26 protein-coding genes are annotated in these 21,910 nt (G+C 44.5%); 2 read left to right on the forward strand and 24 right to left on the reverse strand.

The window, feature by feature from the left end:
- Positions 1 to 13: 13 nt before the first annotated feature.
- The 16 genes from ACSYSK_RS08105 to ACSYSK_RS08180 form a co-directional block, all read right to left on the reverse strand.
- Positions 14 to 199, reverse strand: a complete 186-nt coding sequence (locus ACSYSK_RS08105; RefSeq protein WP_491714642.1) for a type Z 30S ribosomal protein S14 — start codon at positions 197 to 199, stop codon at positions 14 to 16.
- Between the two features lie 13 nt (positions 200 to 212).
- Complete coding sequence (gene rplE / locus ACSYSK_RS08110) at positions 213 to 755, reverse strand: 50S ribosomal protein L5 (protein WP_491714643.1); 543 nt, start codon at positions 753 to 755, stop codon at positions 213 to 215.
- A gap of 29 nt (positions 756 to 784) precedes the next feature.
- A complete protein-coding gene (rplX, locus tag ACSYSK_RS08115) occupies positions 785 to 1,090 on the reverse strand; it encodes a 50S ribosomal protein L24 (protein ID WP_491714644.1) in 306 nt (101 codons plus the stop codon).
- Positions 1,091 to 1,121: 31 nt separating this feature from the next.
- Complete coding sequence (gene rplN / locus ACSYSK_RS08120) at positions 1,122 to 1,490, reverse strand: 50S ribosomal protein L14 (protein WP_491714645.1); 369 nt, start codon at positions 1,488 to 1,490, stop codon at positions 1,122 to 1,124.
- 49 nt (positions 1,491 to 1,539) lie between these two features.
- Complete coding sequence (gene rpsQ, locus ACSYSK_RS08125; protein WP_491714646.1) at positions 1,540 to 1,806, reverse strand: 30S ribosomal protein S17; 267 nt, start codon at positions 1,804 to 1,806, stop codon at positions 1,540 to 1,542.
- A 24-nt stretch (positions 1,807 to 1,830) separates the two neighbouring features.
- Complete coding sequence (gene rpmC / locus ACSYSK_RS08130) at positions 1,831 to 2,037, reverse strand: 50S ribosomal protein L29 (protein WP_491714647.1); 207 nt, start codon at positions 2,035 to 2,037, stop codon at positions 1,831 to 1,833.
- Positions 2,027 to 2,458 carry a 50S ribosomal protein L16 gene (gene rplP / locus ACSYSK_RS08135; protein WP_491714648.1) on the reverse strand — a complete coding sequence of 144 codons (432 nt, stop codon included), beginning with the start codon at positions 2,456 to 2,458 and terminating at the stop codon, positions 2,027 to 2,029. The genes rpmC and rplP overlap by 11 nt, the downstream gene beginning before the upstream one ends.
- Before the next feature lie 3 nt (positions 2,459 to 2,461).
- A complete protein-coding gene (gene rpsC / locus ACSYSK_RS08140; protein WP_491714649.1) occupies positions 2,462 to 3,124 on the reverse strand; it encodes a 30S ribosomal protein S3 in 663 nt (220 codons plus the stop codon).
- Between the two features lie 13 nt (positions 3,125 to 3,137).
- The gene (gene rplV / locus ACSYSK_RS08145; RefSeq protein ID WP_491714650.1) at positions 3,138 to 3,485 is read right to left on the reverse strand and encodes a 50S ribosomal protein L22; all 348 of its coding nucleotides are present in this window, start codon (positions 3,483 to 3,485) and stop codon (positions 3,138 to 3,140) included.
- A gap of 18 nt (positions 3,486 to 3,503) precedes the next feature.
- Entirely contained in the window at positions 3,504 to 3,791 is a 288-nt protein-coding gene (gene rpsS / locus ACSYSK_RS08150; RefSeq protein ID WP_491714651.1) for a 30S ribosomal protein S19, read from the reverse strand.
- 29 nt (positions 3,792 to 3,820) lie between these two features.
- Entirely contained in the window at positions 3,821 to 4,654 is an 834-nt protein-coding gene (rplB, locus tag ACSYSK_RS08155) for a 50S ribosomal protein L2 (protein WP_491714652.1), read from the reverse strand.
- A gap of 22 nt (positions 4,655 to 4,676) precedes the next feature.
- Positions 4,677 to 4,964, reverse strand: coding sequence for a 50S ribosomal protein L23 (gene rplW, locus ACSYSK_RS08160; RefSeq protein ID WP_491714653.1), 288 nt, complete (start codon positions 4,962 to 4,964; stop codon positions 4,677 to 4,679).
- Positions 4,964 to 5,587 carry a 50S ribosomal protein L4 gene (gene rplD, locus ACSYSK_RS08165; protein ID WP_491714654.1) on the reverse strand — a complete coding sequence of 208 codons (624 nt, stop codon included), beginning with the start codon at positions 5,585 to 5,587 and terminating at the stop codon, positions 4,964 to 4,966. The genes rplW and rplD overlap by 1 nt, the downstream gene beginning before the upstream one ends.
- Before the next feature lie 26 nt (positions 5,588 to 5,613).
- A complete protein-coding gene (gene rplC, locus ACSYSK_RS08170; RefSeq protein WP_491714655.1) occupies positions 5,614 to 6,237 on the reverse strand; it encodes a 50S ribosomal protein L3 in 624 nt (207 codons plus the stop codon).
- A 38-nt stretch (positions 6,238 to 6,275) separates the two neighbouring features.
- A complete protein-coding gene (gene rpsJ, locus ACSYSK_RS08175) occupies positions 6,276 to 6,584 on the reverse strand; it encodes a 30S ribosomal protein S10 (protein WP_491714656.1) in 309 nt (102 codons plus the stop codon).
- A gap of 362 nt (positions 6,585 to 6,946) precedes the next feature.
- Positions 6,947 to 7,816: a WxL domain-containing protein gene (locus ACSYSK_RS08180; RefSeq protein ID WP_491714657.1), complete on the reverse strand. Its 870-nt coding sequence runs from the start codon at positions 7,814 to 7,816 to the stop codon at positions 6,947 to 6,949.
- 242 nt (positions 7,817 to 8,058) lie between these two features.
- Here ACSYSK_RS08180 and ACSYSK_RS08185 point away from each other — a divergent pair, with 242 nt between their 5' ends.
- Entirely contained in the window at positions 8,059 to 8,607 is a 549-nt protein-coding gene (locus ACSYSK_RS08185; RefSeq protein WP_491714658.1) for a cysteine hydrolase family protein, read from the forward strand.
- 82 nt (positions 8,608 to 8,689) lie between these two features.
- On the opposite strand, the gene ACSYSK_RS08190 is transcribed toward ACSYSK_RS08185, so the two are convergent.
- The 6 genes from ACSYSK_RS08190 to rpsL form a co-directional block, all read right to left on the reverse strand.
- Positions 8,690 to 10,243 (reverse strand): hydantoinase/oxoprolinase N-terminal domain-containing protein, encoded by a 1,554-nt coding sequence (locus tag ACSYSK_RS08190; protein WP_491714659.1) that lies wholly within the window; start codon positions 10,241 to 10,243, stop codon positions 8,690 to 8,692.
- Positions 10,243 to 11,361: an S-methyl thiohydantoin desulfurase family protein gene (locus tag ACSYSK_RS08195; protein WP_491714660.1), complete on the reverse strand. Its 1,119-nt coding sequence runs from the start codon at positions 11,359 to 11,361 to the stop codon at positions 10,243 to 10,245. The genes ACSYSK_RS08190 and ACSYSK_RS08195 overlap by 1 nt, the downstream gene beginning before the upstream one ends.
- Positions 11,351 to 12,670: a purine-cytosine permease family protein gene (locus tag ACSYSK_RS08200; RefSeq protein WP_491714661.1), complete on the reverse strand. Its 1,320-nt coding sequence runs from the start codon at positions 12,668 to 12,670 to the stop codon at positions 11,351 to 11,353. The genes ACSYSK_RS08195 and ACSYSK_RS08200 overlap by 11 nt, the downstream gene beginning before the upstream one ends.
- A gap of 382 nt (positions 12,671 to 13,052) precedes the next feature.
- Complete coding sequence (gene fusA / locus ACSYSK_RS08205; protein ID WP_491714662.1) at positions 13,053 to 15,152, reverse strand: elongation factor G; 2,100 nt, start codon at positions 15,150 to 15,152, stop codon at positions 13,053 to 13,055.
- Positions 15,153 to 15,250: 98 nt separating this feature from the next.
- Positions 15,251 to 15,721 carry a 30S ribosomal protein S7 gene (rpsG, locus tag ACSYSK_RS08210; RefSeq protein WP_491714663.1) on the reverse strand — a complete coding sequence of 157 codons (471 nt, stop codon included), beginning with the start codon at positions 15,719 to 15,721 and terminating at the stop codon, positions 15,251 to 15,253.
- A gap of 40 nt (positions 15,722 to 15,761) precedes the next feature.
- Positions 15,762 to 16,175 carry a 30S ribosomal protein S12 gene (gene rpsL, locus ACSYSK_RS08215; protein ID WP_491714664.1) on the reverse strand — a complete coding sequence of 138 codons (414 nt, stop codon included), beginning with the start codon at positions 16,173 to 16,175 and terminating at the stop codon, positions 15,762 to 15,764.
- A 240-nt stretch (positions 16,176 to 16,415) separates the two neighbouring features.
- Here rpsL and ACSYSK_RS08220 point away from each other — a divergent pair, with 240 nt between their 5' ends.
- A complete protein-coding gene (locus tag ACSYSK_RS08220) occupies positions 16,416 to 17,102 on the forward strand; it encodes a prepilin peptidase (protein WP_491714665.1) in 687 nt (228 codons plus the stop codon).
- 233 nt (positions 17,103 to 17,335) lie between these two features.
- Here the strand turns inward: ACSYSK_RS08220 and ACSYSK_RS08225 are convergent, their stop codons facing one another.
- Positions 17,336 to 18,109: an SDR family NAD(P)-dependent oxidoreductase gene (locus ACSYSK_RS08225; RefSeq protein ID WP_491714666.1), complete on the reverse strand. Its 774-nt coding sequence runs from the start codon at positions 18,107 to 18,109 to the stop codon at positions 17,336 to 17,338.
- A gap of 128 nt (positions 18,110 to 18,237) precedes the next feature.
- Positions 18,238 to 21,897 carry a DNA-directed RNA polymerase subunit beta' gene (gene rpoC / locus ACSYSK_RS08230; RefSeq protein WP_491714667.1) on the reverse strand — a complete coding sequence of 1,220 codons (3,660 nt, stop codon included), beginning with the start codon at positions 21,895 to 21,897 and terminating at the stop codon, positions 18,238 to 18,240.
- Positions 21,898 to 21,910: the final 13 nt, after the last annotated feature.

The following is a 21,910-nucleotide window of genomic DNA, read 5'->3' on the forward strand; positions in this document are numbered from 1 at the left end:
ACTTGTTGATGATTTACCAGCTAGCCTTTTTCAATCCTGGGATTTGACCCTTATGTGCTAGATCACGCAGGCAAACACGGCATAACTTAAACTTACGGTAGACAGAATGCGGACGACCGCAACGAGCACAACGAGTATATTCCCGTGATGAGAACTTAGCGGGACGTTGATTTCTGACAATTTGTGACTTCTTTGCCAAGTGTATAACCTCCTTATTTAGCGAATGGCATTCCAAGCTGTGCTAACAATTCATGAGCTTCCTCATCGGTGTTAGCAGTCGTAACGATGACAATATCCATGCCTCGTACTTTATTAACTTTATCAAAATCGATTTCTGGGAAGATCAACTGTTCTTTGATCCCTAAGGTATAGTTTCCCCGGCCATCGAAAGCCCGTTTGCTGACCCCATGAAAATCACGTACTCGTGGTAGTGAAACAGAAATCAGCTTGTCTAAAAAGTCAAACATCCGAGTTCCGCGTAAAGTGACCTTAGCTCCGATCGGCATTCCGGCACGTAAGCGGAAACTAGCGATTGATTTTTTAGCCTTAGTGATCACCGGTTTTTGTCCCGAGATCAAAGTTAATTCTTCAACAGCTTCGTCTAAATTCTTGGCGTTGCTGACTGCGTCGCCAACCCCCATATTGAGGACAATCTTCTCAACTTTTGGGGCTTGCATGATCGAAGAATAGTTAAATTTTTCGATCATAGCTGGCACGATTTCCTTACTATATCTTTCTTTCAAACGGTTAACCATGAAAAAGTGTTCCTCCTTTCCCTGTCAATTTAAATAACTTCACCGGTTTTTTTAGAGATCCGGACTTTTTTACCGTCTTTAACTTCATGACCAACACGGGTCGGTTCATTAGTTTTAGGGTCAAGCAACATTACGTTAGAAACGTGTAACGGTGCTTCAACTTCGACGATTCCGCCATTGGGATTAGCATTGGTCGGTTTTTGGTGCTTTTTAACGATATTAACACCCTTAACGATCACACGGTCTTTGGCCGGGAAAGCTTGCAACACTTCGCCTTCTTTACCCTTGTCCTTGCCCGCAATGACCCGAACTTTATCATTTCTTTTTACGTACATGGTATGCACCTCCTGTCGCTAAATGGTTATCTTACAGCACTTCTGGCGCCAAAGAAACGATCTTCATGTAATTTCCTTCACGCAATTCACGGGCAACTGGTCCGAAAATACGGGTGCCCTTCGGAGTCTTATCGTCCGCAATAATTACTGCAGCATTTTCATCGAATCTGATGTATGAACCATCTGAACGGTGAGTACCGTACTTGGTACGAACGATGACGGCTTTAACAACGTCACCCTTCTTGACAACGCCACCTGGTGTTGCTTGTTTTACAGTAGCAACAACTACGTCTCCGATGCTTGCGGTTTTCACACGCGAACCACCTAAAATCTTAATGACTAAGATCTCGCGTGCACCAGAATTATCAGCAACTTTTAAACGACTTTCTTGTTGGATCACAAATGTGACCTCCTTTCGTTATTAACTTAGAATCTTATGCGTGGCTGCATTAAAGAACCACTGCTTTTTCAACGATTTCTAATAAACGGAAACGTTTCGTAGCTGATAACGGCCGGGTTTCCATGATTTTAACAATATCGCCAATTTTTGCTTCATTTTTCTCATCATGAGCCTTGTATTTTTTCGAATACTTCACACGCTTGCCATAAACTCTATGGAATTTATAAGTTTCAACAACAACAGTGATCGTCTTGTCCATTTTATCGGACACAACACGCCCCTGGTAAACTTTGCGGTAGTTACGACCTTCACTCATGCGCACGTAGCCTCCTTATCGTAATTATTTTGCTGCTTCTTTTTGACGCAACACAGTCTTGATCCGTGCAATTGCTTTACGGACCTTTTTCAAACGAGCAGTATTTTCTAACTGACCCGTTGCTGATTGAAATCTTAAATTAAAAAGTTCTTCTCGATATTCCTTTTCTTTGGCAAGTAACTCGTCAGTGGTTAATTTGTTGATTTCATCTTTAAATTCTTTAGTTTTCATCAGCGCCACCTACTTCCTCACGGGTTACAACTTTAGTCTTGATCGGTAATTTATGTGCAGCCAAACGTAAAGCTTCACGTGCAACTTCTTCCGGCACACCGCCGACTTCGAATAAAATTTTACCGCGTTTAACTGGAGATACCCATCCTTCTGGGCTACCTTTTCCGGAACCCATCCGGACACCAATTGCTTTAGCAGTATATGATTTATGTGGGAAAATCTTGATCCAAACTTGGCCGCCACGTTTCATATAACGAGTAACTGCGACCCTGGCTGCTTCGATCTGACGGTTAGTGATCCAGTGTGAATCGAGGGCTTGTAAGCCATATTCACCAAAAGCTACCGTCTTGCCGCCCTTGGCTTCACCACGCATCTTACCACGAAATTCGCGGCGATACTTTGTCCGCTTTGGTACTAACATAGACTATTTTCCTCCCTTACTGTTATTTTGCTGTTTCTTTTCAGGCAGGATCTCACCTCGATAGATCCAAACTTTAACGCCTAATTTGCCGTAAGTCGTATTGGCTTCGACCCAAGCGTAATCAATATCAGCGCGTAAAGTATGCAACGGTACCGTACCTTCTGAGAAATGTTCGACCCGTGACATATCGGCACCATTTAAACGACCAGCGACTTGGATCTTGATCCCCTTAGCGCCGGCACGCATTGTCCGTTGAATAGCTTGTTTCATTGCACGCCGAAAAGCAACACGTGCTTCTAATTGTTGCGCAACACTTTCGCCCACTAATTTAGCTTCTAAATCAGGCTTTTTAATTTCAACAATGTTGATGTGTACCCGTTTACCGGTCAGATCGTTTAATTCTTTCCGTAATTTTTCAACTTCAGAACCGCCCTTACCGATCACCATTCCTGGTTTAGCAGTATGGATCGAAATATTGACCCGTTTTGCAGCCCGTTCGATTTCAACGGTTGCTACGGATGCATCAGCTAACTTAGTTTCAATGTATTTACGAATATGGAGATCTTCGTGTAAGTTGTCTGCAAAATCTCTTTCGGCATACCACTTGGAATCCCAATCACGAATGATGCCCACACGTAAACCAGTAGGATTTATTTTTTGCCCCACGCGTTATCCCTCCTTATTTTTCAGATACCACAACGGTAATGTGACTTGTACGTTTATTGATCGGTGAAGCAGAGCCCTTGGCACGCGGACGGAACCGTTTCAAAGTTGGTCCTTCGTTCACATAAGCTTCGCTAACGTAGAGATCTTGCGCGTCCAAGTCAAAATTGTTTTCTGCATTAGCAATTGCAGATTTTAAGACTTTTTCAATCAGAGTAGCACCAGATCTAGGTGTAAATTTTAAAATTCCTAGTGCTTCAGCAACACTTTTCCCACGAATCAGATCGATCACAAGACGTGCCTTACGTGCAGGGATGCGCACCACGCGAGCAGTTGCTTTTGCTGATGTAACTTGTTCAGCCATGTTATTTCCTCCCTTAGATTATCTTGCGGCAGTCTTTTTGTCGTCACTGCCATTGCCGTGACCGTGAAATGTCCGTGTTGGGACAAATTCGCCTAATTTATGTCCAACCATATCCTCTTGGATATAAACCGGAACATGCTTCCTGCCGTCATGAACAGCGATCGTATAACCAACAAAACTCGGATAGATCGTAGAACGCCGTGACCAAGTTTTAATGACGGATTTCTTTTCTTTATCAGCCTGCGCCTCAATTTTCTTAAGCAGATGTGCGTCTGCAAATGGGCCCTTTTTTAAACTTCGACTCAAGAGTTATCCTCCTTTCGGATAGTGATCCACTATTTCTTCTTACGACTACGAACAATAAACTTGTTGGAACGAGCTTTCTTCGAACGGGTCTTTTTGCCCATCGTCTTTTGACCCCAAGGTGAAACCGGGCTCGGACGACCAACAGGAGCTTTCCCTTCACCACCACCATGTGGATGGTCGTTAGGGTTCATTACAGAACCACGAGATTGTGGCCGTTTGCCCAACCAACGATTACGTCCTGCTTTACCGATCTTGATCAGTTCGTGTTGTTCGTTACCAACGGCACCGATCGTAGCACGGCAAGTTACCAATACCAAACGAACTTCGCCGGAATTCAAACGGATCGTAGCGTAACGATCTTCTTTACCCAGTAACTGAGCAGAAGTTCCTGCAGAACGTACCAATTGGCCACCCTTACCAGGTTTAAGTTCGATATTATGGATCACACTTCCAACCGGGATATTCTTCAATGGCAATGCGTTACCAGGCTTGATATCAGCATCCGGACCGGATTCAACTACTTGACCGACTTCCAAACCCTTCGGTGCAATAATGTAAGTTTTGATCCCATCTTCATAGACTAATAACGCAATATTAGCAGAACGGTTTGGATCATACTCAATTGCTTTAACAGTAGCTTTAACGTCGTCTTTAGTCCGTTTAAAATCGATTATCCGGTACTGACGCTTGTGTCCACCGCCACGATGACGCACAGTCTTGCGGCCATAGGAATTACGGCCAGCTGTTTTGCTTTGAGAAGAAAGTAATGACTTTTCAGGAGTTGTTTTAGTAATCTCTGCGAAGTCAGAACCGGTCATATTACGACGACCATTAGAGGTCGGTTTATACTTTCTGATTCCCACTATTTTTCCCTCCTATAGATGTTTATTCTTCATCAAAAATTTTAATTTCTTTAGATTCGGGAGTTAAAGTCACGATCGCTTTGCGCCGCTTTTTAGTGTAACCTTCGTAACGACCCATCCGCTTCTTTTTACCCTTTAAATTCATTACGTTGACTTTTGCGACTTTAACTGCAAAAATTTCTTCTACAGCTTGCTTGATTTGGTACTTGTTAGCTTTCACGTTTACGTCAAACGTATATTTTTTGTTTTCCATTTCGTTCATTGTCGCTTCAGTGACAACTGGACGTAAAATGACATCACGTGCTTCCATTAGGCCAGAACCTCCTCTACTTGTGAAAGAGCTCCTTTAGTAATGACAAGCTTATCACTATCAATAACGTTCAACACATTCAAGCCCTTGGCGAAAAGAACAGTGACATTTTTCAAATTGCGTGCTGCTTTAGCGGCTGTTTCGTTACTATCTTCTACTACTACCAAAGTCTTAGAAGAAACGTTCAACCCTGCCAAAACTGCAGCAAATTCTTTAGTCTTAGGTTGTTCAAATTCGAGTTTATCAACGGCGATCAAACTGTCATCGAGCACTTTTTGTGATAATACAGACTTGATTGCTAAGCGGCGTACTTTACGCGGCAATTTGTAAGCATATGAGCGAGGTGTCGGTCCAAAGATCGTACCACCACCGACCCAGATCGGTGAACGAGTGGAGCCGGCACGGGCACGGCCAGTTCCTTTTTGCCGCCACGGCTTCTTACCACCGCCACGAACAGCACTGCGGTTCTTCACGGCATGAGTTCCTTGACGTAAAGATGCACGCTGCATCAAAACTGCATCATGGATCACGCTATTATTCGGTTCAATTCCGAAAACTGCTTCATTTAATTCAATTTCACCATTTTGACTACCATCTTGTTGGTATAATGCAACTGTAGGCATGTTTGTATTTCCTCCCTTCTCCTAAATTATTTCACCGTACTTTTGATCGTCACAAAAGACTTATTGGCACCTGGAACGTTGCCTTTGATCAAAAGAACGCCATTTTTCGTATCAGCTTGGACAATTTTTAAGTTTTGGATCGTTACGCGATTGCCGCCCATTCTGCCCGGAAGTAATTTTCCTGGGAAAACGCGGTTAATGATCGAACCCATTGAACCGGGACGACGATGATAACGAGAACCGTGTGCCATCGGACCACGAGCTTGGCCCCAACGCTTGATATTGCCTTGGAAGCCTTTGCCTTTAGTTGTTCCTGTGACATCCACGCTGTCACCTGCTGAAAAGACATCGGCATGAAGTTCATCACCGACTTTGTAATCTCCCAGCGTCACATCGCGAATTTCACGAACGAAGCGCTTAGGAGCAGTATTTGCTTTTGCTGCATGACCTTTGGCAGGTTTAGTGGCCTTGATTGCACGAACATCGTCGAAACCTAACTGAATAGCTTCGTAGCCATCGTTTTCAACAGTTTTTAACTGCAACACGACGTTAGTACCGACTTGGATGACAGTCACTGGGACTAATTCACCGTTTTCCGTGAATACTTGGGTCATTCCTACCTTTTTTCCTAAGATTCCTTTTGTGGTCATGAGTACACCTCCAATTATATGATTTTAATTACCTGATTTTATAGTTTGATCTCAATGTCAACGCCGGACGGCAAGTCGAGTTTCATCAATGAATCAACTGTCTTCGGGGTCGGGTTTAAAATATCGATCAAACGTTTGTGTGTGCGCATTTCAAACTGTTCACGAGCATCCTTATGTTTATGCGGTGAACTTAAAACCGTGTAGATCGTGCGTTCTGTTGGCAATGGGATCGGGCCCGAAATGTCGGCCCCCGTCCGTTTAGCCGTTGCCACGATCTTGTCAGCGGATTGATCTAAAATACGATGTTCGTACGCCTTTAAGCGAATCCGAATTTTTTGTTTTGCCATGTTGTTCCCTCCTTCGTCTATTTTTAAAATAAGACTGGCTCCGCAGAAATTACCGCCACACGCGTGGCAAAGCATCCGGGTGTGTCGCAACCTTCTGCATCATCGCTGTGTAAATTACAAACAGCAGACACCAAACTAGGTACTTATCTTAGACAAGTACCTTTCTAGTTTATTACAAATCAAGTGTTAACGCAAGTCCTAGTACACGATAAAATCAAAATAGCACTGGTTTCCTCATTAATAGGATAAAGGGAGTTGCAAAAAAAGCGGTTAGCAATTCAGAGCACGATCAAGTCTATTACTTACGGAAACTAAAACGGGACCGAAACAAAGCAGATTTGTTCCAGTCCCATTCCTTCCTATTAACTACCAGGTACAGCCTCTAATGTCCAAGTCAATTCCGCTATAAAACTGCTATTCCTATATGCTCCTGCCCATACGGTATGACCAGTGTCTACAACCGGATTGCCAGGAGGAAGCACTATATGAACTGGATTATTACCAGCTAGACCGGTAGTTAGGCAATCCCGTTGCCTCCGATCGTATTGCCCCCATTTCATAATAGAAGAACCCAGTCCCTGATTAGTACCGGCTTTCGCTTGCATCACGATCCCCGCGTCACCAACATCGTTTAACACAATATCATTAGCAGCTCCTTTAGTTCCATTAGCAGCAGGAAGAGATTCGACTTGATCGTAACTAGTGTCAGCGGCTGGTAAAACTAGCGATATCCCTTTTAAATAAGATTGATAAAATTGACCGCCAAGATCACGTAACCTAAATTTTTTAGTTTGTTTAACCTGCAACGTCCACCCCGACGGGTATCCTCCCCTGAGGTCTGTAACTTGTACAAAGGGTGAAGTATACTGTTCGTCTGCAATTCTTCCAGAGCCGCTGGGAATTAAACGCTCTGCAGCAACCGGAACAGTTTGTGTGGTATTTTTAGTAGGAACATTATTAAAGAACATATTACTGATGTAATCGATACTTAAAGTGCCATCTGTATTTGCATTTTCCTGTTTTCCAGGATGAACCATGTAGTTATCATTATCAGGAAATACGTGGGCTTCATCGGGATAATCCGGATCTAGTAGTTGATTAGGTGCTACCGAGTCACTAAAAGTTACTCCTGGTTTCGTTGTATAAGTTGCACTATCTGCACTGACGGTTACCGCACTACCAACTAACAAACTACTCGTCAATAACAACATTGCCAGTAATTTTTTAGGCATCCTAATTCCTCCAATTATTAAAAACGTTATTAATATTAATTGTGATTTTAATTAATTGTAGCTCGGATTTGCTCGATTAATCTATACAATAATGTACTAATTTGGCATTTTTTAGGAATTCCATATTTTTTTAATGATGATTAATAAATAATAACTATTGTAACACTAAAATTTGCTTTGCACCTCCCTTTTATCTTATGATGAAACCGTAACAAAATTTAATTACGAAAGAAGCTTAACCCATGAAAAAAGCATTGCTGATCATCGACTATACCAATGATTTTGTCGCAACCGACGGAAGTCTCACTTGCGGAAAACCCGGACAGGAATTAGAAAACGCCATCGTACAACACGCTAAAGACTTCGACGCTCAGGGCGATTACGTCATTTTACCAACCGACTGTCACTTTAAAGACGATCCTTTCCACCCCGAGACTAAACTATTTCCGCCACACAACATCAAAGGAACGCCGGGACAAGAACTCTACGGCCAACTAAAAAACTGGTATCAACAACACCAAGACCAAGCTAACGTCTACAAATTCGACAAAAATCGTTATTCCAGTTTTCAAAATACCAACCTAGACAATTACTTACGTAGTCGTGAAGTTCGCGACCTGTACTTAACCGGTGTTTGCACCGACATCTGCGTCTTGCACACCGCGATCGCAGCATACAACTTAAATTACCGTATTCACGTATTCCAAGATGGCGTCGCTAGTTTCGATCAGACCGGACACAAATGGGCGCTGGGTCATTTCAAAAATTCGCTGGGAGCTACAATAGAATAGCAATCAATATTTATAAAAATACTAAAGGATCAAGACAAAATAATTTTGCCTTGATCCTCTTTAGTACTTATAGCCTTAATTTTTAATGCAAATCGGCATCGCCGACCACTTTGACTTTCACCTTAGTGGTTTCACCCGGAGCGTACGATAGTGGGGTCTCCGTTACTTCTACGACCGCCACCGACTCTTTTAGCGCGCCAGCACTGACTGCTCGTTGAGTAGCCAATTCAGTAGCATCCGCCAGTGCCTTTTCCCGCGGAATATCGACGTAAGGATACATTTTTTCGTACTCGCCGCCAATTTGTGCGATCGTGGCCCCAATTGCATTAGCAACTCCGCCATTTTTATCGGTATAAATTTGCTTTACCCCAGCTAATTTTTGCGGCGCGATCACCGAGCCACCACCGACCAAAATCACGTTAACGTCTTTGGCGTCGGTCTTCATTTGATCGACGGCCACTTCTAAGATCCTGGTCATCTCCGCCAACGCTTGCTTAGCGTCTGCTAACGAAACATCAGCCACTAATTTAGGATCGCCCAAATCAGCCATTCCTAAACGAACTGCAATATCGGTCGCAGTCAAAGTATCGCCACCAAATATCCTTGCTTTTTCAGTAATAGCATAGCCAACACTATCAGGTCCCACGGTGATCGAGCCATCGGGTAATTTACGCACAATGCTACCACCACCTAAGCCGACCGATAAAATATCCGGCATTCTGAAATTAGTTTCAACTCCCCCAACATTGACGGATTTAGAGGATTCCCGCGGAAATCCCTTGACTAAAGCGCCAATATCCGAAGTCGTTCCGCCAATATCTAAAACCAACGCTTCTTTTTGTTGCGACAGGTAAGCGGCACCCCGAATACTATTAGTAGGCCCACTGCCAATCGTTAAAATCGGATATTTTTCAGCATAAGCCAGGTCCATTAAAGTCCCATCGTTTTGACACAAGTATTTTTGGGCATTATTAATCTGCTCATCAGCCAGCGACTGCGCGAAGCCTTCCGTCACCTTTTTGATCACCGTAAATAGCGCGGTATTTAAAATAGTAGCATTCTCCCGCCCAATCAATCCGACCGAACCGATGTCGGCGGAAAACGACACTGGGAAATCGGCACCCAATATCTGCTTGACTAATTCGCCGGCTTGTCGTTCCTGACTATCATTAATAGAAGAAAATACACCAATAATAGCGACGCCATCAATTTTTCCGCGCCATTTTTGTAATACTTCACTGATTTCTGCCGGATCAAATGGTGATAGCGGTTCACCATTAAACTCGTAGCCTCCGTGAACCAAAGCATAATTTTCCGTCAAAATATCCACTATGTCTTGCGGCCATTCCGTGAAAGGCAAAATTGAGGCCGTAGCCGGATAACCGATCCTTAATACCCCAACTTTTCCCAGATTTTTGCGTTCCACGATCGCGTTAGTCGCCTGAGTCGTTCCCAACATCGCCTGGGTAATTTGCTGGGGATCGATTTCTTGGATCACGGTGTGGATCGCATTACTGATCCCGGTTTGAATGTCTTTAGTTGTATGAGTTTTAGTAGCGGCGATCACTTTTTGTTGTTCGTTTAAAATAACCGCGTCTGTATTGGTGCCACCAACATCGATTCCTAATTTATACATTAATTGTTAGCCCCCTTGTTTTTTTGAAACTGTGCGTAGCGTTTCTCAATCGGCACGTAATCAACATCGTATTTGAAATACCTAGGACCGACAGATTTAATCCCAGCCGGCGTCCGCCACTTGGAATTTGCCGGTAATCCGATCACGTGCACCCTTTTACCGTAACGCGCCTCTTCGTTGGTCACAGGTAATAAAGTATCCAAATCAAGCATCATGATTAAATCGGGGGCAGTTGCTACTACTTGATCGTTGACCGTGCACATAATGTTTTCGTTTTGAAACGAAATCTTTCCTTCTAATCCTTGGTCTTGTTCTAGTCCTTGAATAGTCGTCGTCCCGTAATTAAAACCGCCCTTAGTTACGTGGGAAATGTCGACAATCTTGCCACTCATTAAATGGTAACCCTTGGTAATTTTTAATAATTCGGCTAACGCAGTCGCGATCGAGCGATAATCGTGAGCATGTTCAATTAAATTACCTATCTGCTGACAAAATGTCATGATATTCAACACGCCCGCCTCACGCAATTCCTTGGCAGTCATCCCATCGCTGGCGCTAGTCGAAGAAGCGCCCATCTGAACAGTCACGTTGCGCCCGATTTTTTCCGCCCAAACCGAATCGATCGTATTGATCAACGCCGTATTCTTGCGTTCATCGGTCAATACCATCGGCGTTACCGAATGACCAGCCAAGACAAAAGTCGACATCTGCAATTCCGGAAAAGCCCGGCCCATTCCATCCAAATCTAAAATTGGTAAGTTCATTTTAGCGGCTGCCACGATCGGCATCATCGAATTGATCCCACCGGCTTCCACTGGAAAAGTACCGTTAATTTTTCTGCCGCTGTATTTTTCGTACATATGAAATGAAGTTTCGAATTCGTGTCCGTTCGGAAATTTTTCCAACGCAACGGCTGGTGCCCCGATCATCGAAGCCGAAACAAAAAAATCATCGTCTGCGGCTTCTTGTGGTGATAATAAAGTCACCGGACCGTGTTCTTTAACGGCTGAAATAGCCATCATTTTCCCAATGTACGGATTACCGCCACCACCGGAACCCAGGACTGCCGCTCCGATCGCGATCTGTTTAATTTCTGCTACTCCTATTTTACGACTCATCTACTAAGATCTCCTTTTTATCAAAAAATTTCATCCCTAAATAATACAGTACTGCTGCAATTATCAGTACGTTGATCGATTGAATGCCCCATTTGATAACATATCCTAAAACAACACTGGCAACCCACGAAAATATCGTCACCCACGGAAACTGCTCGGAATGTTGCGGCAACTGCCCCACAGCCCGACTAGCATCTAGTTGCTTACGACTGCGTTTAAGTATCCAGTAATCGACTGTCATGATCGCAGCCACTGGAGGAAAGACGGCTCCTAAAACCGTCAAGAAAGACGAAAACTTATCAACTAGGCCGATCACCGAAAGAAAAGTCCCGATACACCCCGTTGCAATTGTGACCCAAGCCCGGTTAAAGTTGACGTGAAATACTTGTTTAAAGAAGTTAACGACATTCAAACTAGCTGAATATAGGTTCACGTCATTTACCTTGACGGTCGACAAAATCACCAAAGCAATGCCAAAAACACCGCTTAATTGATAAATGATCGGCATAATATTAGGCGTTTTAACCGCATGAGCCATCAATACCCCAATGACGTTAACCCCCAATTCGCCGACTAAAGTTCCTACCACAGTAACCCAGAAAACATCGATCCCCTTTCTAGTGCGGCGCGTAATGTCGGGCATGATGATCGCACCTACGATAAAATTGCCCGTCACCATTGTGATCCCAGAACTCAATGATAACGCCGTCCCCGGTGCAGCCATGGTTACCAGACTAGTTAACGTGTGTCCTTTTAACATATTATAACCAGCAATCGCAATTACTATTAAGAAAGCCGGAACCGAAATATTGGTTGTCCAACTAAGTCCCTCGAAGCCAAAAATCACTGCAAAAGTTACTACCAAACCAGTGATCGTCGCTACCAATTGGAAATTAGCGTGGCCGGGGAGCAACGAAATGATTCCCTGCGCAAAAATCGAGTTTTGAATGCCAAACCAACCAACTAAGCTAACGGCAAAGGCTAGCCCGACTACCGCAGAACCGATCGTACCAAAGCCTGCCCACTTGGATAACAAACTAGTAGCTAAACCTTCACGTTGTCCCGCTAGGCCAAGCCCAAAAGCAATTACTTGCAGGATGACACTTCCTAAAATCGTCGATAGTACCGCATTTTTAAAGCTCATTCCAAAACCTAGCTGAGCCCCGAGCATAAATTGGCTCAGCGCCACAAAACCACCGATCTGCACCATTAACACTTTCCACATCGGATCCCGTGCTTCCTGTGGCACCCTTTCAGTTGAATAATCGTCAAAAAGGGCCTCTTCTTTTTCTTCTTTTTCCTTTACCATTGACACCCACCACCCTTATAAATAAATTATCGTTTGTTCGATAACAAAATAACGATAATGTGAATTATATTTGATTAATTAATAAAAGTAAAGATAATAATTAAACTGAGATTAGTTGTCACCTCACGTCATTTTGTTACTGGGATAATCATCATTAATCCACTACTAACAGTCTTTTCTCTGGTAAAAATATCTTTGGCTGCTAACATTACTATGTTATGTAATTTTTAATATTATTTATTGGCTAAAATTAATCAAAAAACAACAAGTGGCGTTAACTTAACCTTTACAGTAAAAAAAAGCACTTAGATCAATGCTGATCTAAGTGCTTTCAGATTTCAAATAATTCTTATTAACTACCAAGTAAATGTCAGTTTAAAAATTATTTTTCTTTAGCGTCGCCGCCATTTTTCTTAATAATTTCTTCTTGGATCGATTTTGGTACTGGTTCGTAATGATCCATCGTCATCGTGAAGGTCCCACGACCCTGCGTAGCTGAACGCAATGTCGTTGCGTAACCAAACATTTCAGATAACGGCACGAACGAATGAACTAACTCTGCGTTACCGCGAGCTTCCATTCCTTCTACCCGGCCACGACGAGCAGTAACGTGGCCCATCACGTCGCCCAAGTTATCTTCAGGAGCAACGATATCGACTTTCATGATCGGCTCTAAGATGACAGCACCGCCGTCTTTAGCAGCGTTCCGCAATGCCAACGAAGCAGCCACCTTGAAAGCAGCTTCACTGGAATCGACATCGTGATAACTACCATCATATAATTTAGCCTTAACATCGATCAACGGGTAACCGGCCAAGACACCGTTTGCCATGGATTCTTTCAAACCTTGTTCAACGGCTGGGATATATTCCCGCGGTACCACACCACCGACGATCGCATTTTCGAACTCAAAGCCCTTGCCTTCTTCGTTCGGGGTAAATTCGATCCAGACATCACCATACTGACCTTTACCACCGGACTGACGCACAAATTTACCTTGTTTAGAAACTTGCTTGGTGAAAGTTTCACGGTAGGCAACTTGCGGTTCGCCGACCTTAGCTTCGACGTGGAATTCACGCTTCATCCGGTCAACGATAATATCCAAATGCAATTCGCCCATGCCGGCGATCAAAGTTTCACCGGTTTCAGGGTTAGTTTCAGCCTTGAAGGTCGGATCTTCTTCGGCTAATTTTTGCAAAGCAACGTCCATCTTATCCTGATCGGCTTTAGTATTCGGCTCGATCGAAACTTGGATAACAGGATCTGGGAATTCCATGGATTCAAGTAATAATGGACGGTCCGTAGCGGTCAAAGAATCACCGGTTGTGGTATTTTTCAAACCGATCGCAGCCGCAATATCGCCAGAAAATACTTCCGGAATTTCCTTACGGTGGTTAGAATGCATTTGCAACAAACGACCAACACGTTCACGCTTATCCTTAGTAGCATTCAAAACGTACGAACCGGCTTCTAGCGTTCCGGTATAAACCCGGAAGAAAGTCAAACGACCAACAAACGGATCGGTAGCGATCTTAAATGCCAAACCAGCAAACGGAGCATCATCATCGGCAGTCAGTTCAACTTCTTCGTCTGAATCAGGAACAGTTGCCTTGTAAGGAGGAACATCCAACGGTGATGGCAAGTAGTCATTCACACCATCAAGCATCATCTGAACACCCTTATTTTTGAAGGCTGAACCAGCAAATACCGGGAAGATCTCCAATTTCAAAGTTGCTTTCCGAATTGCTTGACGTAATTCAGCAGCCGAAATTTCTTCACCTTCAAGGTATTTTTCCATGATGTCATCATCAACGTCAGCGATTTGTTCTAACATCTCATCGCGCCGTTTTTGTGCTTGTTCCTGATATTTTTCTGGAATATCAACGGTATCCCACTTGGAACCTAACTCATCTTCGTCGTACAGATCGGCTTTCATTTCGATCAAGTCGATCACACCTTCAAAGGCATCTTCGGCACCGATCGGCATCTGTACTGCCACCGCATTAGCCTGCAGGCGGTCATGGATAGTTTTAACGGAATAATCGAAATCAGCACCGATCTTATCCATTTTATTAACAAAAACGATCCGGGGAACTTTGTATGTCGTTGCTTGGCGCCAAACGTTTTCAGTCTGCGGTTCTACCCCTGACTGCGCGTCAAGAACAACTACCGCACCGTCCAAAACACGTAATGAACGTTCAACTTCGACAGTGAAGTCCACGTGTCCTGGAGTATCGATAATATTAATGCGGTGATCTTTCCACTGAGCCGTCGTAGCAGCAGAAGTGATGGTGATCCCACGTTCTTGTTCTTGTTCCATCCAGTCCATTTGTGAAGCTCCATCATGAGTTTCACCAATTTTATGGATCCGACCCGTATAATACAAAATTCGTTCGGTCGTCGTCGTTTTACCGGCATCGATATGAGCAACGATCCCGATATTACGCGTTTTTTCTAACGGAAATTCACGCTTATTTCCCATTTGAGAATTCTTCCCTTCTAACATTAAGTTTAACTTAATTCTAAAAAACGGCCATTATAAGATCGGTAACAATCATATAACAGCCATTTCTCCAAAAATTACCAGCGATAATGTGCAAATGCACGGTTGGCATCTGCCATCTTGTGTGTATCTTCACGTTTCTTAACGGAAGCCCCGGTATTATTTGAAGCATCAATGATCTCTTTAGCAAGACGCTCTGCCATCGTATGTTCGCCCCGGAGACGAGCGTAGTTAACTAACCAGCGTAAGCCTAGAGTCGTTCTTCTTTCTGGCCGTACTTCGATCGGCACTTGGTAGTTAGAACCACCAACACGGCGTGCCTTAACCTCTAAGACCGGCATGACGTTTTTCATTGCTTCTTCAAAAACATCCAACGGTTCGTTGTTAGTTTCTTCTTTGATCAAATCAAATGATTCGTATAAAATTTTAGAAGCTGTCCCACGCTTACCATCGACCATCAAGCGGTTGATCAAGCGAGTTACCAATTTAGAATTGTAAATTGGATCTGGGAGTACTTCACGTTTTGAAACGGCACCTTTTCTTGGCATCGTTAAAGACCTCCTCGAATTTCAGTAAATATTTATCGTGTTATTTCTTTGGCTTCTTAGCGCCGTACTTAGAACGACCCTGCATCCGACCTTCAACGCCCGCTGTATCCAATGCGCCACGAACGATATGGTAACGAACACCAGGCAGATCCTTTACACGACCACCACGGATCAAAACCACACTATGTTCCTGTAAGTTATGGCCGATCCCCGGGATGTAAGCCGTCACTTCGATCAAGTTAGACAAACGAACACGAGCGTATTTACGCAAAGCGGAGTTCGGCTTTTTCGGTGTCATCGTACCGACACGAGTAGCAACCCCACGTTTTTGCGGAGCAGCGTTTTTAGTTTGAACTTTTTTGTAACTGTTATACCCATAATTTAAAGCTGGGGAAGCAGACATTGAAACTTTAGATTTGCGACCATGACGAATCAACTGGTTAATTGTTGGCATCTAAAGCTTCCTCCTTTCTTATTGACAAGTAATTTTTCAAGCACACACATCCAGGAGTTTCATTTTAAGACTAAAAAAATAGCCGACCCCTGAACTAATATTTTCACCGCGCACAGTCAGCATCATCTTGTTTACACAAGAACTCCACATGGCGAAACCTGTTATAGAATAACACCTCAACCGGGAAATTGTCAATCAAATTTAGCCATTTTTTCGTATTTAATAACTGAGGTGATCTGATTGTTTGAATTATTATTCTTTGCGCTAGGAGCCGTCTGCGCGTCGTTTGCTTGTTGTTGCGCTTGGCGCTTTCGTAACGGCGTCTCCTTGCTAGTCGCCCGTTCATTTTGCGAACACTGCCGCCACCCACTGACCTGGTGGCAGCTGGTACCGATCGCCGGTTTCGCCGTTCAAAAAGGACGCTGCCATTTTTGCGGTCAAAAGATCGCTAGTACCAGCACCCTTTGCGAACTTATCTGGGGCTGCTATTTTATTTTGCTAAGTGTTAAAGACGGTCCCACCCTGACCTGCCTGATCAAACTAGCATGTTTAACATGGTGCTTGCTGCTCGCCTTACAGGATCATTACACCCAAAACGTCTCTCGTTTACTACTATTTAGCGGCACCAGCTTACAACTGTTGCTCTTCTACCGGGGCGTTCGGTTACACCTCCAAACCGAATGGCTACTCATTTTGCTATTTTCACTGCTGTTACTACTGCTAAATGTGCGGCACCAATTAGGGAGCGCCGACACAGTTTTTTTGATATTACTGCTGTTAGTACGCGGTTTTTACTTCGGCGTTCAAGTGTTATTACTAGCCGCTCTTTTCTTCATCGTCTGCTACTGGCGCCGCTCTCGTCAAGGCACCCACCCCTTCTTACCCTTTCTAGTCGCCAGTACCGCAATTTGGGTGTTACTTTACTAAAAAAACAGATTGGGACAAAAAGTGCTTAGCAGTTTGGAGCACGAGCAAATAAGCTGTGAGTCAAGCCAGTTAGCGATCGGAGACTAAGTGGTACCGACATTTGTTGGTGTCCTTAGGACCTCTGCTGGCTGGACGAACACTCTTAAGTCTATATTATTACAGAAAACAAAAATAGGGCTGGAACAAAACGAAATTTTGTCTCAGCCCTGTTTGGTATTTTCACGAGTACATTTTTACCGTGTCTGCATGTAACCGCCGTCTACTGGAATCAGCTGTGCGGTAATAAAGTGCGCTGCATCGCTAGCTAAAAAGACCATTACCGGCGCGATATCTTTATCAGGATCACCTAATTTACCACCGATCGGGATCTTAGCGGCCTTGTCCGCCTTTTCTGCGGCCAATTCCTTTTCGTCCAGTCGCTCCATGTATTCGTCGTACATATCAGTCCAAATACATGGTGCCACCCCATTGACCGTGATCCCGTATTTGCCCCATTCATGCGCCGTAGTCCTGACCCAAGAATTAACTGCGCCTTTAGACATCGAATAAATTGAGCCACCTACATAGGGATTGATCGAGGTATGAGAAGAGTAGTTAATGATATGACCACCAGAATCCTTCATATATTTAAAGGCTTCTTGGTTAGTCCAAACCATTCCCTTGATATTCACGCCAAATACAAAATCAATTTCCTTTTCGGTGACCTGCTCGGCAGCGCCACCACGTTCTACACCCGCGATATTAGCGAGCACGTCCAGCCCACCTAGCCACTTAACGGCCTGTGCAAAAACTTCCTTGACTTCTGCTTGCTGAGAAATGTCACAGTGAAGGTATTTAACACTATCGGGATGACTCTGATTAGCCGTAGCAGCAACTTGTTGTCCCGCTTCGTCGTTCACGTCCACGGAAACTACTTTTGCCCCTTCTGCACTATACCTTTTAACGACCGCAGCTGCAATTCCGCGCGAGCCGCCGGTAACGATAATCTTTTTGTCAGTTAATTCCATAAGATCCGCTCCTTTATGTGATTTATTTCACTTTAATTATAGTTCATTTTTTCACATAAAGCAAAAATAGGACTGGAACAAAACAGAGTTTTGCCCCAGCCCCACTTATTGGATCAGCTAAATATCATTTATTTACTCGGTAATTCCGTATTTTCTTCCACATTGAGCTTTTTAGCCATGTCCGAGATCGAGTAGACTCCTTCGTTGACATCGCTTGTTTCAGCCGTTTGAATATTACGGTAACGCGGCATTCCCGTTCCGGCAGGAATGATCTTACCGATAATTACGTTTTCTTTCAAACCGATCAACGGATCGTTCTTACCGCGAATAGCAGCATCCGTCAAGACCCGCGTCGTTTCCTGGAAGGAAGCAGCCGATAAGAAACTATTAGTTTCCAAAGCGGCTTTCGTGATTCCTAACAAGACCGGACGTGCAGTCGCTGGGATCCCACCTTTGACCAAAACATCCGTGTTGCGGTCGGTAAATTCTTTGATATCCATCAAAGTTCCCGGTAGCATTGACGTCTCACCTGGGTCCATGATCCGGACTTTTTGTAACATTTGGCGGGTCATGATCTCGATATGCTTATCTGAAATATCCACACCTTGCATCCGGTAAACCTTTTGTACTTCTGCCAGGATGTAATTTTCGGTGGACAAAACGTCTCTGACCTTGATCAGCTCCTTCGGATCGATCGAACCAACTGTCAACGGATTTCCCCGGTGAATACTGTCGCCTTCCTTGACCCGCAACACTGCGGTATAAGGCAAGCTATAAGTTCTAGTATCGGTTTCACCCTTAACAGTTACTTCCTTGGTCCGGTCCGCCGGATTTTCTTCGATCGACTCGATCACACCCGTAACTTCGGTGATCACAGCACGACCTTTAGGATTACGTGCTTCAAATAATTCTTGCACACGTGGTAACCCTTGGGTAATATCGCCACCAGCAACCCCGCCGGTATGGAAGGTCCGCATCGTCAACTGCGTACCAGGTTCACCGATCGACTGGGCGGCAACCGTACCAACTGCTTCGCCGACTTCAACGGCATCACCAGTAGCCAAGTTACGACCGTAACATTTACGACAAACGCCATGCCGCGTGTTGCAGGTAAATGCCGAACGGATCGTCACTTTCTCAACTCCAGCGTCGATCACTTGTTGGGCCAATTCTTCATCGATCTGCTTATCTGCAGGAACGATTTCAGCACCAGTCTGCGGGTCGATCACGCTTTTCATCGTGTAACGTCCTAAGATCCGGTCATAAAGCGGCTCGATCATTTCGTTACCTTCGCGGATCGCCGTCACGTCTAAGCCACGGTCGGTCCCACAATCATCTTCGCGAATGATCACGTCTTGGGCAACATCAACCAAACGACGGGTCAAGTAACCCGAGTTAGCGGTCTTCAAAGCCGTATCGGTCATTCCTTTACGTGCACCGTGAGAAGAAATAAACATTTCCAACACGGATAAGCCTTCACGGAAATTAGAAACAACTGGCAATTCCATCGTTTTACCGTTAGGAGCGGCCATCAAGCCACGCATACCGGCCAACTGAGTAAAGTTAGAAATGTTACCCCGGGCCCCCGAATCACTCATCATTTGGATCGGGTTACTTGGGTCCATGTTAGCGACCAACATGTCTTGAATATCGTCTTTGGCCTTGTTCCAGATCTCGATTACTCGGTTATACCGTTCGTCTTCCGTGATCAGGCCGCGGCGAAATTGCTTAGCTACAACTGCAACATCCTTATGCGCCTTAGCAATTACTTCCGGCTTTTCCTTTAATTCCGTAACGTCAGACATTCCGACTGTCAATCCCGACTTAGTAGATTCTAAGTAACCGAGGTCTTTCATCCGGTCAAGCAATTCGGCCGTCGCCGTCACCTTGTAGTCCTGGTAAACTTGAGCGATGATGTCTGATAAGAAGCCGGATTTGAACGGTTTTACCAGTTCAGCTTGCTTCAAGTATTCGTGAATATCTTCGCCTGGTTCCAAGAAATACTTATCAGGAGTCTGATTAGTCAGATTATCACTAGTAGCTTCATTTAAATACGGAAAATCTGCCGGTAAGATTTCGTTAAAGAAAGCCTTACCCACGGTCGTTACCAAGATCCGCTGTTTTTGCCAGTCGGTAAACGGCGTGCCTTGCTGTGCCAAAGATGAGGATTGCAATCCTACCCTAGTATGCAAGTTAACGTAGTTATTTTGGTAAGCGGTCCGAATTTCATTGACATCTTTAAAGATCATTCCTTCGCCGGTTTCACCAGCTTCTTCGATCGTAATATAGTAATTTCCGATCGTCATATCCTGAGAAGGTGAAATGATCGGCTTACCGTCTTTAGGAGCCAAAATATGGTGCGCAGCTAACATCAGCAACCGTGCTTCTGCCTGGGCTTCGTCTGACAACGGCACGTGAATAGCCATCTGGTCCCCGTCAAAATCGGCGTTATAAGCTTCGCAAGCTAACGGATGCAGTCTCATCGACTTACCGTCAACTAATTTTGGTTCAAAAGCCTGAATTCCCAAACGGTGCAACGTAGGGGCGCGGTTCAATAACACCGGATGTTCTTTGATGACGTCTTCTAGTACATCCCAGATATCTTCGTCACGCCGGTCGATCTTACGTTTGGCATTTTTAATGTTAGACGCCATTTCGCGTTTAACTAATTCTTTCATTACAAATGGTTTGAACAGTTCCAAAGCCATCTCGTGCGGAATCCCCATTTGATTTAATTTCAACTTAGGACCCACATCGATTACGGAACGACCGGAGTAATCGACACGCTTACCCAGCAAATTCTGACGGAAACGTCCCTGCTTACCCTTTAACATGTGAGACAGCGACTTCAACGGCCTGTTGCCTGGTCCCGTAACCGGTCTGCCGCGCCGGCCGTTATCGATCAACGCATCAACGGCTTCTTGGAGCATCCGTTTTTCATTTTGAACGATGATCCCCGGGGCGTTTAAATCTAACAACCGTTTCAACCGGTTATTACGGTTGATCACCCGACGGTATAAATCATTCAAATCAGAAGTTGCGAAGCGACCGCCCTCCAACTGGACCATTGGGCGCAGATCCGGCGGGATGACCGGGATAGCTTCCATGACCATCCAGTCAGGATTATTGCCGGATTTGAGGAAGGCCTCTAAAATATCCAACCGGCGCACGGCCCGGGTCCTTTTTTGCCCCGTAGCTTCCTTTAACTCTTCCTTTAATTCTGCACATTCCTTAGCTAAATCAACGTCACGTAGCAACGTTCTGATAGCTTCGGCACCCATACCAGCCTTAAAGTTATTACCGTACTCTTCGCGTTTTTCCCGGTATTCACGTTCTGTTAACAACTGCTTTTTTTCTAACGGAGTGTCACCCGGTTCGGTAACTACGTAAGAAGCAAAGTAAATGATTTCTTCCAAGGCACGCGGACTCATGTCTAACACTAAGCCCATCCGACTCGGGATCCCCTTGAAATACCAAATATGCGTTACCGGGGCGGCCAATTCGATATGGCCCATTCTTTCACGCCGGACTTTAGAACGAGTAACTTCAACGCCACAACGGTCACAAACGATTCCCTTATAACGGATCCGTTTATACTTACCACAAGCACATTCCCAATCCTTGGTAGGACCAAAGATCCGTTCATCAAATAACCCGTCTTTTTCAGGCTTCAGTGTGCGGTAGTTGATCGTTTCTGGCTTTTTAACCTCACCGTATGACCAGCTTCTGATCTTATCGGATGAAGCTAAGCCAATTTGCATACTATCGAATTTATTGACATCGATCAAAGGACCGACCTCC

Source organism: Ligilactobacillus sp. ESL1201 (genome assembly GCF_058503265.1).

What these genes read in the sequence shown, in the direction of transcription:
- rplE (WP_491714643.1), bottom strand. Translation starts at nt 755, where the DNA reads ATGGTTAACCGTTTGAAAGAAAGATATAGTAAGGAAATCGTGCCAGCT.
- rplX (WP_491714644.1), bottom strand. Translation starts at nt 1,090, where the DNA reads ATGTACGTAAAAAGAAATGATAAAGTTCGGGTCATTGCGGGCAAGGAC.
- rpsQ (WP_491714646.1), bottom strand. Translation starts at nt 1,806, where the DNA reads ATGAGTGAAGGTCGTAACTACCGCAAAGTTTACCAGGGGCGTGTTGTG.
- rpmC (WP_491714647.1), bottom strand. Translation starts at nt 2,037, where the DNA reads ATGAAAACTAAAGAATTTAAAGATGAAATCAACAAATTAACCACTGAC.
- rplP (WP_491714648.1), bottom strand. Translation starts at nt 2,458, where the DNA reads ATGTTAGTACCAAAGCGGACAAAGTATCGCCGCGAATTTCGTGGTAAG.
- rplV (WP_491714650.1), bottom strand. Translation starts at nt 3,485, where the DNA reads ATGGCTGAACAAGTTACATCAGCAAAAGCAACTGCTCGCGTGGTGCGC.
- rplW (WP_491714653.1), bottom strand. Translation starts at nt 4,964, where the DNA reads ATGGAAGCACGTGATGTCATTTTACGTCCAGTTGTCACTGAAGCGACA.
- rplD (WP_491714654.1), bottom strand. Translation starts at nt 5,587, where the DNA reads ATGCCTACAGTTGCATTATACCAACAAGATGGTAGTCAAAATGGTGAA.
- rplC (WP_491714655.1), bottom strand. Translation starts at nt 6,237, where the DNA reads ATGACCACAAAAGGAATCTTAGGAAAAAAGGTAGGAATGACCCAAGTA.
- rpsJ (WP_491714656.1), bottom strand. Translation starts at nt 6,584, where the DNA reads ATGGCAAAACAAAAAATTCGGATTCGCTTAAAGGCGTACGAACATCGT.
- ACSYSK_RS08180 (WP_491714657.1), bottom strand. Translation starts at nt 7,816, where the DNA reads ATGCCTAAAAAATTACTGGCAATGTTGTTATTGACGAGTAGTTTGTTA.
- ACSYSK_RS08185 (WP_491714658.1), top strand. Translation starts at nt 8,059, where the DNA reads ATGAAAAAAGCATTGCTGATCATCGACTATACCAATGATTTTGTCGCA.
- ACSYSK_RS08190 (WP_491714659.1), bottom strand. Translation starts at nt 10,243, where the DNA reads ATGTATAAATTAGGAATCGATGTTGGTGGCACCAATACAGACGCGGTT.
- ACSYSK_RS08195 (WP_491714660.1), bottom strand. Translation starts at nt 11,361, where the DNA reads ATGAGTCGTAAAATAGGAGTAGCAGAAATTAAACAGATCGCGATCGGA.
- ACSYSK_RS08200 (WP_491714661.1), bottom strand. Translation starts at nt 12,670, where the DNA reads ATGGTAAAGGAAAAAGAAGAAAAAGAAGAGGCCCTTTTTGACGATTAT.
- fusA (WP_491714662.1), bottom strand. Translation starts at nt 15,152, where the DNA reads ATGGGAAATAAGCGTGAATTTCCGTTAGAAAAAACGCGTAATATCGGG.
- rpsG (WP_491714663.1), bottom strand. Translation starts at nt 15,721, where the DNA reads ATGCCAAGAAAAGGTGCCGTTTCAAAACGTGAAGTACTCCCAGATCCA.
- rpsL (WP_491714664.1), bottom strand. Translation starts at nt 16,175, where the DNA reads ATGCCAACAATTAACCAGTTGATTCGTCATGGTCGCAAATCTAAAGTT.
- ACSYSK_RS08225 (WP_491714666.1), bottom strand. Translation starts at nt 18,109, where the DNA reads ATGGAATTAACTGACAAAAAGATTATCGTTACCGGCGGCTCGCGCGGA.